Raw genomic sequence first — 14,107 nt, 5'->3', positions numbered from 1 at the left:
GCGGCGATCCCGTTCGGGGTCGCCGCAGTGCTCTGTTCAGTCAATCGTCGAAGATCGAAACATCCTCAGTGACAAGGCAAACGCAACCAACAGCAGCGCGCCCACAAAAGTACTGACCCCGACCCAACCGCCACCCGCGTATGCAAGACCCGCGAGGGCGCCCGCCACGGACGAACCCGCGTAGTAGGCAAACAGATACAACGCCGACGCCTCGGCCCGGTGATCGGTAGCGATCAGCCCCACCCAACCGCTGGCCACCGAATGCGCGGCGAAGAATCCTCCGGTGAAGAGCAGCATCCCCACGAGCGTCAACGCCAGATTGTCCGGAACGGTCAGTGCCAGGCCGATACCGATGACGACAACCGACCCGAGCAGCACGCTGCGCCTACCCAGTCGGTCAGAGGCCCCGCCGGCTACCGCCGAGGTGAAAGTTCCGGCAAGGTAGAAAAGGAACACCAGGCCCACAAGCGCTTCAGGAAGGCCGAAAGGTGCTGCCGTGAGCCGAAACCCGAGGAAGTTGTAAATCGACACGAAGCCGCCCATCAGGATGAATCCCAAAGCGAAGAGTGTTCGCAGCGACGGGTTCGCAAGGTGGCGTCGTAGATTCGACGCGATCGTGCGCGCCGATATCGGTTGCGGGCGAAAGAACTTCGACGCGGGAAGCCGCCGGATCATGTTGAGCGCGAACAATGCCGACAGCGCGGACGCAGTCAACAGCGCCCAACGCCACGTACTGAAATCGACGACGGCCGACGGCACGAGCCGTCCGATCAGCCCACCGATCGTCGTGCCGGCGACGTACCTTCCCATCGCTGCACCGAGGTCCTTCCGATCGACCTCCTCGGCCAGATAGGCCATCGCCACCGCCGGGACACCGGCCAGAGCCAATCCTTGTGCTGCGCGTCCGACCAGCAGAACCTCGATCGTCGGACTCAGCGGCAGAAGTAAACCGATCACACAGGACGCCGACGCCGACGCGATCATCACCCGCGTGCGACCGAAGCGCTCGGAGAGCGCACTGGCCGGAATGATTGCCAACGCCAACATGCCCGTCGTCGCCGAGACGGACAGCGCAGACACCGCAGGCGAGACGTGGAAGTCTTCGGCGAACGCAGGCAGCAACGCCTGTGCCGCGTACATCGAGATGAACGTCGACAGCCCGGCCGCGAACAACGCAACGGTCACGGTTCGATATCCCGATGTTCCGCGGCGAAGCGGCATCACTTCGGATTCGATCACATTCTCGACAGTCACCACGTACCTCCAGGCATCACTTACCTCCGGCAAGAATCCTCCCGCCCCGACTTGGCAAAAGAAAATGCATAAACTTGGTGTTCTATATGCTCTGGGGGTATATAGATTGGGTTCGTGATGCTGACCGAAGACCTCGAATGGTTTGTCGTGCTCGCCGAAACCCAACAGGTGACCGCTACCGCGGATCTGACTCACCTGTCGCAGCCGACCCTTTCGCGCAAACTCGCTCGCCTCGAACGACAGATCGGCGTGACACTCTTCGACCGTCAGGGACGCCGACTCGAACTGAACCGGTACGGCGAGATCCTCTATCGACATGCTCGCATCGCACTGCGTGCCCTCGACGCCGCGCAGACCGAAATCCAGTCGCTGGCGAGCCCCGAGAGCGGCACGGTCCGACTCGACTTCCTCCACTCGTTCGGCACCTGGTTGGTGCCGCACATGCTGCGCGGATACCGCGTCGAGTATCCCGGAGTGCGATTCGAACTGCATCAGGACAGCGCGCAGTTCCTGGTCGACAGAATCGCCGCCGGCACGTCCGACCTGGCCGTCGTCTCGCCTCAGCCGCGCGATCCGCAGGTGGCGTGGATGCAGATCGCCCAGCAGTCACTGGCATTGGCTGTTCCGGCTGATCATCGCTTTGCGAAGTTGCATTCGGTCGAGCTTGCGGACGCGGCCGACGAACCGTTCATCGGTATGCATCCGAACTTCGGGATGCGAAGAATTCTCGATGAACTGTGCGCGGCCGCAGGATTCACTCCGAATTTCGTCTTCGAGAGCAGCGAGCTGGCAACGGTCGGCGGACTGGTCTCCGCGTCCTTCGGTGTCTCGGTCATGCCGGTTCAGGATCCACCGATCTGGGCCGAAGGAGTCGTCTATGTACCGATCGAAGGAGCACAGCGAAAAATAGGGCTGATCTGGTCGAAGAGTCGCAAGCTGTCCGATCCCGCCCGGACGTTCCGCGACTACGTCGAAAGAACGACTTGGTAGTGAAAGTGCCCCCGGATAACTACGGATCGGTAACATCCCTCGAGGGGAGCAATTTTCATGCCATTCTTTTCAAACCTACGGTGCCGTAGGCTGGGGCGAAGTCGCGCATTCACTCAACATGGAGGCAAGAAATGACGAGGATTCTGACGCAGCTGGAGCTGCTACAAGAGCTGCAGCCGGTTGCCGAGGAGAACGTCAACCGCCACATCTCCATGGCCAAGGAATGGCATCCACACGACTACGTTCCGTGGGACGAGGGCCGTAACTTCGCAGCCATGGGCGGCGAAGACTGGAGTCTCGAACAGTCACAACTCGGCGAGGTAGCTCGCGCCGCGATGATCACCAACCTGCTCACCGAGGACAACCTGCCGTCGTACCACCGTGAGATCGCCGAGAACTTTTCGCAGGACGGTGCCTGGGGAACGTGGGTCGGCCGGTGGACCGCCGAGGAGAACCGCCACGGCATCGTGATGCGTGACTACCTCGTCGTCACGCGCGCAGTCGACCCCGTCGAGCTCGAGCGCTTCCGCATGGAACACATGACAAACGGTTACAGCGCACCCATCGACGAGGGCGACGCCGGCCTGCTGCACTCGGTCGCCTACGTGACCTTCCAGGAACTCGCGACGCGCGTCAGCCACCGCAACACCGGCAAGGCCTGCGACGAGCCGATTGCCGACAAGATGCTTCAGCGCATCGCCGCCGACGAGAACCTGCACATGATTTTCTACCGCAACATCTGCGCCGCCGCGCTCGATCTTGCTCCCGATCAGGCGCTCAAGGCTGTGGCGAACATCGTCCAGAACTTCCAGATGCCCGGTGCCGGCATGCCGAACTTCCGCCGCAACGGCGCCCTCATGGCCAAGCACGGCATCTACGACCTTCGCCAGCACCTCGACGAGGTCGTCTGGCCTGTCCTGCGTAAGTGGAACATCTTCGAGCGCAACGATTTCAGCGCCGAAGGCGAGAACACGCGCGAAGAGTTGGCGGCCTTCCTCGAGACACTCGCCGCCAACGCGACGAAGTTCGAGGAACAGCGCGATCGCATGCTCGCACGCGAAGCCGCCAAGCGCGAACAGCAGGCTTCTTAGTTTCACCAGCTATTCTGTGCCCGGTACCGGATTCGGTACCGGGCACTTCCAATTGTCACAAGTATTTGTTCAGAGGTAGACATGTCATCCCTTCGTATCGGTTCACTCGAGCTGCACAGCCCCGTGGTCCTCGCACCCATGGCGGGCGTCACCAACGTCGCCTTCCGCACGCTGTGCCGTGAACTCGAACTCGAACGTGCAGGCAGCACGTCCGGGCTCTACGTCTGCGAGATGGTCACCGCCCGCGCGCTCGTCGAACGCCAACCCGCCACGATGCACATGACCACGTTCGGTCCGACCGAAACGCCCAGGTCGCTGCAGCTGTACACCGTCGACCCGGATACGACTTACGCCGCGGCCAAGATGATCGTCGACGAGAACATGGCCGATCACATCGACATGAACTTCGGCTGCCCGGTACCCAAGGTGACCCGCAAGGGCGGCGGATCGGCGCTACCGTACAAGCGTCGACTGTTCGGTCAGATCGTCGCGGCAGCCGTGCGCGCCACCGAAGGCACCGACATTCCGGTCACCGTCAAGATGCGCGTCGGCATCGACCCCGAACATCACACGCACCTCGACGCAGGCCGGATCGCCGCAGCTGAAGGCGCCGCTGCCGTCGCACTTCACGCACGTACCGCGTCGCAGCGCTACTCCGGCACTGCTGACTGGAACGAGATCACGCGCCTCAAGGAACACGTCACCGACGTGCCGATCCTCGGCAACGGCGACATCTTCGACGCCTCGGATGCTGCCCGCATGATGAACGAGACCGGCTGCGACGGCGTCGTCGTCGGACGCGGCTGCCTCGGACGGCCATGGCTGTTCGCGGAACTCAGCGCAGCTCTCAACGGACAACAGATCGCCACGCCGCCGACGCTCGGCGAAGTCACCAAGATCATCGCCCGTCACGCCCAACTGCTCGCCGCACATCACGGTGAAATGAAGGGTCTGCGCGAACTTCGCAAGCACGTCTCCTGGTACATGCGTGGGTTCCCGGTCGGATCGGATCTGCGGGTCTCGATGGCTCTGGTCAGCACGTTGTCCGAACTGGACGATCTGCTCGGACAGCTCGACCACGACGTCCCGTTCCCCAAGGACGCCGAAGGCCCGCGCGGACGCCAAGGCTCACCCGGTCAGGTAGCACTCCCGGAAGGTTGGCTCGACGATCCCGAAGACGACCTTGTGCCGGTGGGAGCTGACATGATGCACTCTGGTGGCTAGCGAAAACACGCCGTCGGATTACTCACATCACTTTCTGAGTGAAGCACTCAGGATTCACCAGTAATATGGCTCCAGCTTCGTCGACAACCGGTTGACGCCGGCATCTGAATGACGAGTTACTGACAGTCGACGACGGGACAGGTTGCATCGGTGGGTGATGATCACGATTCGGGCCCACCTCCGCCCGAGAGCCGCGCCCCCTGGGAACGTCCGCTCGCAGACAAGCGCTTCCGCAACGCCCGACCGGACCAACCGGCAACGCCCCAGCGCCCTGCCACACCCCAGCGACCAACACCGCAACCACCCAGTCCCCCGGAGCGTCGCAGCAGTGGACGTACCGGGCGACGGGACTCGCCTCCGACCGACGACTCTGTTTCGGTCGCCGAGTTGGTCCGTCGGGTAGGCGACAAGAAGCCGCCACCAGCCCCGGCTACGCCGCCCAAGCCGGCGCCGAACAAATCCGTACCACCCAAGACTCAATCTTCAGCAGCGTCGTCGCCGCCCCCCGCCCGGCCGATTCCCGCCCGTCCGACCGTTCCGCCCGCCGCTGCGGACTGGATCACCGAAGAACATCCCGTCACCTCCGCAGTGCCGCGGGTAGTCGGTGACACCGGCGCCACTCGTCTGGCGCAAAGCAAGATTCGCCGCCGCCATCGCGCAAAAGTGATCGGCCGATCGGCAGTAGCGTTCCTGGCCGTCATGTCTCTCGCATTGACCGGCGTCGTGTGGGGCTATCTGCGCTCGGTCGAAGGCGGATTCGATCAGATTGCGGCACTCGACACCGAGTCCGACGACATCATCGACGCCGGTGGTCAACTCGGCGACGAGACGTACCTGATCATCGGCACCGATACCCGCGCCGGTGCGAGCGGTGAGATCGGCGCCGGAACCGTCGAAGACGCCGAAGGCGCCCGAGCCGACACGGTCATGCTGGTGAACATTCCCGCCGACCGAAGCCGCGTCGTCGCCGTCTCCTTCCCGCGTGACCTCGACGTCGAACGTCCGATCTGTCAGGGATGGGACAACGACGCCGGCAAGTACACCAGCGAAACCTTCCCGGCAGCGAGCGGCGACAAACTCAATGCGACGTACGCACTCGGTGGCCCCAAATGCCTGGTCAAGGTCATCCAGAAGATGTCCGGCCTGAAAATCGGGCACTTCGTCGGAATGGACTTCGCCGGTTTCGAGCGCATGGTCGACACCGTCGGCGGTGTGAACGTCTGCTCCCCCGGACCGATCGAAGACGGCATCCTCGGAACCGTCCTCGCCTCCGGCGGCACGCAGATGCTCGACGGCCGTACCGCCCTCAACTACGTGCGTGCTCGCCACGTCGAAGCCGAGGGCAACGGCGACTACGGGCGCATCACCCGTCAGCAGAAGTTCCTGTCGGCGCTGCTCCGCTCGGCCCTGTCCAACCAGGTCCTCCTGAATCCGAGCAAGCTCAACGGATTCATCAACGCCTTCACCAGCGACACGTTCGTCGAAAACATCGACACCAAGTCACTGGTCACCCTCGGTCGCTCGCTCCAGAACGTCGACGCAGGCGCGGTCACGTTCTTGACGGTCCCCACGGACGGCACCAACGACTGGGGCAACGAGATTCCTCGCACGGACGAGATCAAGTCCCTCTTCCAGGCGATCATCGACGACGATCCGCTTCCGGGTGAAGAGCGCGAGGACACCACACCGTCGTCGACCAGTTCCACGACAACCGCTCCTACGTCCAGCACGCCGCCGGCCGCCACTTCCGTCGAGGCAATGAGCGCCTACAACATCGCGGTCGACGTCTCCAACGCCTCGGGAATCGCCGGGCAGGCCGCGACAATCGCCGACAGCCTCGCGGCCTACGGTTTCCAGATCTCCACAGTCGGTAACTTCAGCGCAGCCACCGGCCTGGCGAATGCCCAAGCGTCGACCACCGTCGTGCGCTACGCCGCAGGTTACGAGGCTGAAGCGGTGACCGTCGCGTCCTCGATTCCCGGCGCGGTTCTGGTTCTCGCTCCGAGCATGGGAGACATGATCGAGGTCGTCGTCGGAAGCAATTTCGCCGGCACCGTCGTCGCCCCCGCGGACCCGGGAACCATCCTGGCGGCAAATCCGACGTCGGTCGACACCAGCACCTCGACGGCTCTGCCCGCCGACATCGCCAGCGTCAACGCCGGCGACACCACCTGCGACTGACACGCGTTCATTCACCTTGCGTTCACCTGGTGCTTGTGACTTGGTCTTTCACGGCACGTAGGCTCTGACCTCATGCGCGTGGCTTACAACGAACAGATGACCGAGCTTGCAGACACGCTCGGCGAGATGGCAGGACTGGCAGGTGCCGCTATGGAGCGCGCCACCCAGTCCCTGCTCCAGGCAGACCTGTCCCTGGCAGAACAAGTAATCGGCGAACACGACAAGATCACCGAACTCAGCACCATCTGCGAGGAGCGCGCGTTTGCGTTGCTCGCCTTGCAGGCTCCCGTTGCCGGAGATCTGCGCTCGGTGGTCAGCGGAATCCAGATCGTCGCCGACATCGACCGCATGGGCGCACTCGCCCTGCACGTCGCCAAGATCGCGCGCCGCCGACATCCCAACCACGTGCTTCCTGAAGAGGTCAACGGCTACTTCGCCGAGATGGGACGCATCGCTGTCTCCATCGGTGCGGCCGCCAAGGTCGTCCTCGAGACCCGCGACCCCGAGCGCGCTGCCCGTCTGCGCGAAGAAGACGAAGCGATGGACGACCTCCACCGCCACCTCTTCACCGTCCTCATGGACCGTGAGTGGAAGCACGGCGTTGCCGCCGCAGTCGACGTCACGCTGCTCGGCCGCTTCTACGAGCGATTCGCCGACCACGCCGTCGAGGTCGGCCGACGTGTCATCTTCCTGGTGACCGGCAAGCTGCCCGAAGAGCCCGAAACCACCGAGAAGGTCGACAACCTCACCTCGTACCCGGATCTCTGAACCCAACCGTCCACGTGAGTAAAAGGCGGCCGCGCACTTGCGCGGCCGCCTTTCCTATTCAGTTCTCGTGCAACCAGGTTTCCAACGTGGGTCCTGCAGTTGTGGATCCCGGCGCGGGCAGCAACGCCCCACCCTTCATCGCCTTACCCGCTCCCGGCATCGAGATCGGGATCAGCCACTTACGTCGGCCACGGTATTTCAAGATCTCGCGCGTCATGGCCGGGATCTCGAGGACCTCGGGCCCGGCCAGGTCCGGAGCCCTCCCGGTCGGACCGTTCTGAGCGCAGGTCACGAGCGCCTCGGCAACGGTCTTCGCTGCCACCGGTTGTGACCGCATCCGAGGAACCATCGCGATCGGCCCCAGTCCGAACAGCGCGATCGTCTTCTCGCCGAACTCGAACCACTGAGTGGATCGCAGGATCGTGAAAGGAATACTCGACGCTTCCACCGCGCGTTCCTGCGCAGCCTTCCCCTGGTAGTAACCGAAGGACTTCAATCGCGGATCGTCGCAGTTCACGATCGAGAGCAGCACGTGATGCTTAACGCCTGCTCTGGCTTCGGCCGCGGCGATGTTCTTCGCTGCCGTCTCGAAGAACTCGATTGCCTTCTTGGCACTGTTGGTGACGTGATCACTCACGTCGACGACCACGTCGGCACCGACAAATGCTTCGTCCAACCCCGCACCCGTGGAGATGTCTACTCCCGTCGATCGAGCGGCGGCGACGACGTCATGGCCCCCGATTTTCGCCTGCTCGACGACCAGCTTTCCCATCTGGCCGGTTCCGCCCAGAACAACAATTCGCATGATGCCTCCGTCAAACCCGTGCGCCCGGCTCTCTTCGGCCTGGTCACATACTGGACGACGCAGCCTCCCGAGGTGTGACGGTCGGGCGAATCAGTCGCTGTACTTCTGCGAAACCCGCCCACGCCACCGCGACCAGATCGGATCCAACGCTGCGCTCGCCTCGTGTGCGTGATCGGCCACGGCCCGTGCCAGCATCCCTGCTCCCGCCAGCGGCGTCACGTGCCCTTCGACGTCGTCGGAAGTCTTGATCCCCAACAGCATGGTCGTACCGAGCACGCGATGGCCACCGAGAATTCCCGGCAGCGAACGGCCCGGCACGCTACGCAGGTCGAGAGTTTCCACGAGCAGCGCGTCACCGTCGACGGTAATGCGCTGATCCGAGCGAAGGGCACCGCCGGTTTCGCCGGTCCGGCCGAACACGATCATCTCGTCGAGCAGCGCAACCGCATCGGATTCCAGTGAAATATCCACGCGCCTGGTCACATCCGCGCCGCCCGCGACGACAAACGGTGCCGCGCGCCAGATCAGCGCCGCACCGGCGCCGACGCTCGCCGAAGCCGACCACGACGCCCGGCCGCCACGCGCGTTGTACGCGACGGTCCCCGACGGCTCGATCACCTCGAGGCACGTACCCGGAGCAACTACGAATTCGATACGCAGGTCGTCGCCGGCCAGCAGCGTTGCACTGTGGCCTACCAAGGCAATTCGCACGGTGAGCCCGCGAGCGTCGACGAACCGCGGGGCCAGGAAGTCGCCCGAGATCAGCTCTCGCGCAACAGCGGTGTCACCCACTCTCTCGACGACGACCCGCGTAGCTCCAGTGCGCATCAGTGAGCGTGAGAGTGGCTGTGCCCGTGACCGTGACCGTGGTCTTCTTCATCGGCATGGAAGTGCGGCGCCATCGGCCCCGGATCCTGCGGGGTGTGACTACCCGCGCGATGAGATGCGATGACCTGGCGGAGCCACGCACTGAGCTGGTCGATCGTTGAGTGATCCTTCTGGCTGAGCGCGAGAACGGGAAGTCCGTCACGCGCGGCCGTGGCATCGGCAACCATCTGGACCGCGTCGACGTCGACGTACGGGGCCAGGTCGATCTTGTTGACCACCAACAGATCTGCCCGCTCGATTCCGGGACCGCCCTTGCGTGCGACGTCTCCGCCGCCCGCGACGTCGATGCAGAAGATCTGGGCGTCGACCAGTGCCGGGCTGAACGTGGCGGTCAGATTGTCACCGCCGCTTTCCACGATCACCATGTCGAGGGGATGGAACTGACGCTCGAGGTCTTCGACCGCAATGAGATTCGGCGTCACGTCGTCACGGATGGCCGTGTGCGGGCACGCTCCGGTCTCGACTGCGACGATGCGCTCGATCGGAAGTACGTTGGCCGCGCGCAACAGTCGCGCGTCCTCGTCGGTGTAGATGTCGTTGGTGACCACCGCGATCTCGTACTCCGCCGCGAGTTCGCGGCAGATGGTGGCGATGAGGGTGCTTTTGCCGGTGCCGACGGGGCCGGCAACGCCGAGCCTCAAACCTCTTGCAGCAGTGGTGGTGTTGTTCAGGTTGTCAAGCACGGAAAATCCTCCTGGATCGAGCGTGGTGTTCGAGTGACCATTGTTCGACCAACGGCCCTGTTGTTGCGGGTATATCTGCGACGCCCTCGACGGCTACGGCAGCCGCGGCGACGGTTTCGATGGTCGGGGCTGCTCGGAGCAACCATTCGACCGGTTCTGCCGGATCCACCGGCAGTAGCTTCAATGCCGCCGACGCCACCGTTTGGGCGTCGTCGTACAAACAAGATCTGGCTGCCTGTAGGTCGTCCATCCCCGAGGCCGCCGTGAAGACGCCCAACGCGAGCGGACGCATCGGATGCCCAGGCAGCGCCATGAGCATCTGCACCGCGGGGTGCTGCGGCCACAATCGCGACGCCAGTCTCGCCAGCCCACGGCCGAGCTGAATCGACGCCTCACGCAGCGGTGCGCTGGGAGTCCGAGCGAGCAGTTCCCTCGAGATGTCCTCGAGTTCGCCTGCACTACCCTCACTTACGGCCCAGCGGCGCGTGACCACCGTTGAAGCGGCCTCGACAAGTCCGACTGTTTCGAGTCGACCGCGAATGAAGTCAGGGACCTGACTCTGCAGGAGTCCGCCCGCCAGTGCCGGTTCCAACCCCGACGAGTGCGCGTGACCGCCGGTAGGCAGACGCCCGTCTGCCAAGAGCATCGATGCTATCTCGGCAGACGCCGTCTCGATCGACATGGTTTCAGAACAGCATGTAGCGCTGAGCCATCGGCACCACGTCAACGGGGTTGGGCGCGATCAGGTCGCCGTTGACCTTGATGGCAAACGTCTCCGGATCGACGTCGATGGACGGCAGCGCCGTGTTGTTCGGCATATCCGCCTTGGTGAGGTGCCTCGTCGGACGAACACCGGTAAGGGTGCGCGTGAGACCGAGACGGTCGGCCAGACCGTCCTCGATGGCCATCGGAGAGACGAACGTCGTGGACAGGTGTGGGGCCGATCCCGGAGTCGCCGCGATGGCCGGGCGAACGAACACCGGCTGCGGGGTCGGGATAGCAGCATTCGGATCACCAAGCGGCGCAGCAACTATCGCCCCGCCCTTGATCACGGCAGAAGGACGGACTCCGAAGAACGCGGGATCCCACAGCACCAGGTCCGCCATCTTCCCGGCCTCGACCGAGCCGATCTCGTGATCGATACCGTGCGCCACCGCGGGGCAGATCGTGTACTTGGCGACGTAACGCCGCGCACGCTCGTTGTCGGCCGGCATGCTGGTGCCCAGCTTGCCGTACTGGGCCTTCATGACGTGAGCCACCTGCCATGTCCGCAGGGTCACCTCACCGATACGGCCCATCGCTTGGGCGTCGGACGAGGTGATCGAGATGGCTCCGATGTCGTGCAGAAAGTCTTCTGCTGCAATCGTTGTCGGCCGGATCCGGGACTCGGCAAAGGCAAGATCCTCCGGAACCCGGGGATTGAGCGCATGACACACGATGAGCATGTCGAGGTGCTCGGCAACCGTGTTGACGGTATGCGGCAACGTCGGATTGGTCGATGCCGGAAGAACGTTCGGCTCACCTGCCGTCACGATGATGTCCGGTGCGTGCCCACCGCCGGCGCCTTCCGCATGGAACACGTGGATCCCGCGTCCGGCGATCGCATCCAAAGTGTGCTGTACGTAACCGGTTTCGTTGAGGCTGTCGGCGTGCAGCGCTACCTGGAGGCCGAACTCGTCGGCTGCGCGCAGAGCTGCGTCGATCGCAGCCGGAGTGGAACCCCAGTCCTCGTGGACCTTGAATCCGCCTGCGCCGGCGAGAGCTTCCTGACGCATGGCCTCATGGCTGACGGTGCTGCCCTTGCCGAGAAGAAGGACGTTGAGCGGGATGTGGTCGAGGGCGCGGTGCATCATCGTCAGCGACCAGGCGCCGGGCGTGACAGTGGTTGCCTTGCTTCCTTCGGTGGGGCCCGTTCCGCCGCCCGCCACGGTCGTCGTACCAGTGGCGAGTGCTTCCATCATCTCGACTTCACTGAGGAAGTGCACGTGAGTGTCGATCGCACCCGCGGTGAGGATCTTTCCCTCACCGGCGATCACGTCGGTGCTCGGCCCGATGAGCAACTTGGGGTGCACGCCATCCATGATGTCGGGGTTACCGGACTTGCCGATCGCAACGATGCGTCCGTCGCGAATTCCGACGTCTGCCCGGACGATTCCCCAGTGATCGAGAATCACCGTGTTGGTGATGACGACGTCGAGAGCGCCCTGGTCGCGAGTGGTCAGGCCCTGGCCCATCGACTCGCGGATGCTCTTACCGCCGCCGAAGACCATCTCGTCGCCGGTCGCGGTGTAGTCGTGCTCGATCTCGATCCACAGATCTGTGTCGGCCAAACGGATCTGGTCGCCTGCGGTCGGGCCGTACAGGGAGGCGTAGCCGCGTCGATCGATCCTGCTCATTCGGCTGTCCTCTCAACTGTCGTCGCGGCGTCGTCCGGTGAATCCGCCTCGACTGGAACATCACTCACACGCACGTTCACCGAGGACGCTCGCAAAGGTTCTTCGACCTCGACGCCGGGCGTGCCGAACGGCATGACGGTCTTGGGCTCGCGCGCATGTGTCGGTAGGTCTTCGTCCGGCACGATCTGCAGGCCCGGAACCCTTTTGAGTCCGCCGAGCGCGATCAGTGTCACCGTTCTGCTGACCCCGGGTTCGAACCGAACCGACGTTCCCGAGGGGATGTCGAGCCGGAAGCCGTCTGCCGCTTCGCGATCGAAGGTCAACGCCGGGTTGGCCGCGGGAAGGTGGAGATGTGAACCGATCTGAATGGGGCGATCGCCGTCGTTGACGACGACCATCGTGATCTTCTCCGCGTCCGTGCCGAACTCGAGCGGTTCGGTGGACACACGTACTTCGCCGGGAATCATCGAATGGGCTCCGTCACGGTGACCAGCTTGCGACCGTCCGGGAAAGTGGCCTCCACCTGGACGTTTGCAATCATCTCGGGTACCCCTTCCATCACGTCGTCGCGGGTGAGCACTTGCCGACCGGCGTTCATCAGTTCCGCAACCGTCATTCCGTCACGCGCGCGCTCGAGAATCCAGCACGAGATCAGTGCCATCGCTTCGGGGTAGTTCAGCAGTACCCCGCGCTCGCGGCGGTCACGGGCGACCATGCCCGCGACGCTCAGGAGCAGCTTTTCGGTATCTGAAGGGGTGAGGTGCACTGACAAGCCCTTCCGGTTGTGAAACGACATCGATCGACAGCGTGCTGTCGGGCCGAGATTAGCATTGTCCGAAGCGTCGTCAGTATCCACGAGATTCACATCGTCGGCTACTTCAGCGCCCACTCGGCGCACTTGCGCTGCTCATCGAATTATTCGGGCGCCCAACGACGCTCAGCTCTGCGCACCGGAGTGGGAACTATCACCACAACCAAAAAGTTTCACCCCCGTCTCCTGTTGGAAACGGGGGCGAAACATGATCGTGCAGGGTTGATCCCGGGACCTATCCGAAGCGGCCGGAGATGTAGTCCTCGGTGGCCTTCTGCGTCGGGTTCGAGAAGATCTTCTCGGTGTCGTCGATCTCGACGAGCTGACCGGGCTTGCCGGTTGCCTCGAGGTTGAAGAATGCCGTCTGGTCACTCACACGCGCAGCCTGCTGCATGTTGTGCGTGACGATGACGATCGTGAAGTCCTTCTTCAGCTCGGTGATCAGGTCTTCGATCGCGAGAGTCGAGATCGGGTCGAGCGCGGAGCACGGCTCGTCCATGAGCAGGACGTCGGGCGAGACCGCGATGGCACGCGCGATGCACAGACGCTGCTGCTGACCGCCTGAGAGGCCGCCACCGGGCTTGTCGAGGCGATCCTTGACCTCGTTCCACAGGTTGGCACCGCGCAGCGAACGCTCGGCCACCTCGTCGAGCTTCTTCTTGCTGCGCTCGCCCTGCAACTTCAAGCCCGCGACGACGTTGTCCTTGATGGACATGGTCGGGAAGGGGTTGGGTCGCTGGAACACCATGCCGATGGTCTTGCGAACACCGACCGGATCGACGTTCGAGCCGTAGATGTCCTCGCCGTCGAGCAGCACCGAACCCTCGACGCGCGCACCGGGAATCACTTCGTGCATGCGATTGAGTGAACGGAGAACGGTGGACTTGCCGCAACCGGACGGGCCGATGAAGGCGGTGACGCTCCGGGGCGGGACGGACAGGCCCACATCGGCGACGGCGTGGAACTTGCCGTAGTAGATGTTGACGTCCTTGAGATCCAGACGCTTGGCCATTACC

Annotated in this window: 14 protein-coding genes; 5 read left to right on the top strand and 9 right to left on the bottom strand. The window is 63.7% G+C overall.

What is annotated here, in order from left to right; genetic code table 11:
* Window positions 1-36 precede the first annotated feature (36 nt).
* Complete coding sequence (locus P3G66_RS02950; RefSeq protein WP_167349871.1) at window positions 37-1,221, bottom strand: MFS transporter; 1,185 nt, start codon at window positions 1,219-1,221, stop codon at window positions 37-39.
* 147 nt (window positions 1,222-1,368) lie between these two features.
* Between P3G66_RS02950 and P3G66_RS02945 the strand changes: the two genes are divergently transcribed.
* From P3G66_RS02945 to phoU, 5 genes are all read left to right on the top strand, one after another.
* Complete coding sequence (locus P3G66_RS02945) at window positions 1,369-2,244, top strand: LysR family transcriptional regulator (protein ID WP_080726688.1); 876 nt, start codon at window positions 1,369-1,371, stop codon at window positions 2,242-2,244.
* A gap of 131 nt (window positions 2,245-2,375) precedes the next feature.
* Entirely contained in the window at window positions 2,376-3,335 is a 960-nt protein-coding gene (locus P3G66_RS02940) for an acyl-ACP desaturase (RefSeq protein ID WP_003940492.1), read from the top strand.
* A gap of 81 nt (window positions 3,336-3,416) precedes the next feature.
* Complete coding sequence (dusB, locus tag P3G66_RS02935; protein ID WP_003939756.1) at window positions 3,417-4,559, top strand: tRNA dihydrouridine synthase DusB; 1,143 nt, start codon at window positions 3,417-3,419, stop codon at window positions 4,557-4,559.
* A 150-nt stretch (window positions 4,560-4,709) separates the two neighbouring features.
* Window positions 4,710-6,740, top strand: coding sequence for an LCP family protein (locus P3G66_RS02930; protein WP_276116152.1), 2,031 nt, complete (start codon window positions 4,710-4,712; stop codon window positions 6,738-6,740).
* A gap of 72 nt (window positions 6,741-6,812) precedes the next feature.
* On the top strand, window positions 6,813-7,508 hold the full coding sequence (phoU, locus tag P3G66_RS02925) for a phosphate signaling complex protein PhoU (protein WP_003940130.1): 696 nt from the start codon (window positions 6,813-6,815) through the stop codon (window positions 7,506-7,508).
* 58 nt (window positions 7,509-7,566) lie between these two features.
* On the opposite strand, the gene P3G66_RS02920 is transcribed toward phoU, so the two are convergent.
* The 8 genes from P3G66_RS02920 to pstB all read right to left on the bottom strand — a co-directional run bounded on the left by P3G66_RS02920 (window position 7,567) and on the right by pstB (window position 14,103).
* Window positions 7,567-8,313: an SDR family oxidoreductase gene (locus P3G66_RS02920; RefSeq protein ID WP_003940029.1), complete on the bottom strand. Its 747-nt coding sequence runs from the start codon at window positions 8,311-8,313 to the stop codon at window positions 7,567-7,569.
* Between the two features lie 90 nt (window positions 8,314-8,403).
* Complete coding sequence (locus P3G66_RS02915) at window positions 8,404-9,141, bottom strand: urease accessory protein UreD (protein ID WP_047271073.1); 738 nt, start codon at window positions 9,139-9,141, stop codon at window positions 8,404-8,406.
* Window positions 9,141-9,884 (bottom strand): urease accessory protein UreG, encoded by a 744-nt coding sequence (gene ureG / locus P3G66_RS02910; RefSeq protein ID WP_003939705.1) that lies wholly within the window; start codon window positions 9,882-9,884, stop codon window positions 9,141-9,143. The genes P3G66_RS02915 and ureG overlap by 1 nt, the downstream gene beginning before the upstream one ends.
* Window positions 9,877-10,566, bottom strand: a complete 690-nt coding sequence (locus P3G66_RS02905; protein ID WP_276116151.1) for an urease accessory UreF family protein — start codon at window positions 10,564-10,566, stop codon at window positions 9,877-9,879. Before P3G66_RS02905 ends, ureG begins: the two co-directional genes overlap by 8 nt.
* Window positions 10,567-10,570: 4 nt before the next feature.
* Entirely contained in the window at window positions 10,571-12,280 is a 1,710-nt protein-coding gene (locus tag P3G66_RS02900; protein ID WP_007733854.1) for an urease subunit alpha, read from the bottom strand.
* On the bottom strand, window positions 12,277-12,747 hold the full coding sequence (ureB, locus tag P3G66_RS31955; protein ID WP_007733849.1) for an urease subunit beta: 471 nt from the start codon (window positions 12,745-12,747) through the stop codon (window positions 12,277-12,279). The genes P3G66_RS02900 and ureB overlap by 4 nt, the downstream gene beginning before the upstream one ends.
* Entirely contained in the window at window positions 12,744-13,046 is a 303-nt protein-coding gene (gene ureA / locus P3G66_RS02890) for an urease subunit gamma (protein ID WP_003939800.1), read from the bottom strand. Before ureA ends, ureB begins: the two co-directional genes overlap by 4 nt.
* Window positions 13,047-13,326: 280 nt before the next feature.
* Window positions 13,327-14,103, bottom strand: coding sequence for a phosphate ABC transporter ATP-binding protein PstB (gene pstB / locus P3G66_RS02885; RefSeq protein ID WP_003939968.1), 777 nt, complete (start codon window positions 14,101-14,103; stop codon window positions 13,327-13,329).
* Window positions 14,104-14,107 lie beyond the last annotated feature (4 nt).

The organism is Rhodococcus sp. C3V, assembly GCF_029269915.1.
Lineage (GTDB): Bacteria > Actinomycetota > Actinomycetes > Mycobacteriales > Mycobacteriaceae > Rhodococcus_F > Rhodococcus_F qingshengii.
The sequence above is the reverse complement of the archived record's forward strand: the minus strand, read 5'-3'. Positions and strand labels throughout refer to the sequence as shown.

What these genes read in the sequence shown, in the direction of transcription:
- dusB (WP_003939756.1), top strand. Translation starts at nt 3,417, where the DNA reads ATGTCATCCCTTCGTATCGGTTCACTCGAGCTGCACAGCCCCGTGGTC.
- pstB (WP_003939968.1), bottom strand. Translation starts at nt 14,103, where the DNA reads ATGGCCAAGCGTCTGGATCTCAAGGACGTCAACATCTACTACGGCAAG.
- P3G66_RS02915 (WP_047271073.1), bottom strand. Translation starts at nt 9,141, where the DNA reads ATGCGCACTGGAGCTACGCGGGTCGTCGTCGAGAGAGTGGGTGACACC.
- P3G66_RS02940 (WP_003940492.1), top strand. Translation starts at nt 2,376, where the DNA reads ATGACGAGGATTCTGACGCAGCTGGAGCTGCTACAAGAGCTGCAGCCG.
- P3G66_RS02905 (WP_276116151.1), bottom strand. Translation starts at nt 10,566, where the DNA reads ATGTCGATCGAGACGGCGTCTGCCGAGATAGCATCGATGCTCTTGGCA.
- P3G66_RS02900 (WP_007733854.1), bottom strand. Translation starts at nt 12,280, where the DNA reads ATGAGCAGGATCGATCGACGCGGCTACGCCTCCCTGTACGGCCCGACC.
- phoU (WP_003940130.1), top strand. Translation starts at nt 6,813, where the DNA reads ATGCGCGTGGCTTACAACGAACAGATGACCGAGCTTGCAGACACGCTC.
- P3G66_RS02950 (WP_167349871.1), bottom strand. Translation starts at nt 1,221, where the DNA reads ATGCCGCTTCGCCGCGGAACATCGGGATATCGAACCGTGACCGTTGCG.
- ureB (WP_007733849.1), bottom strand. Translation starts at nt 12,747, where the DNA reads ATGATTCCCGGCGAAGTACGTGTGTCCACCGAACCGCTCGAGTTCGGC.
- P3G66_RS02920 (WP_003940029.1), bottom strand. Translation starts at nt 8,313, where the DNA reads ATGCGAATTGTTGTTCTGGGCGGAACCGGCCAGATGGGAAAGCTGGTC.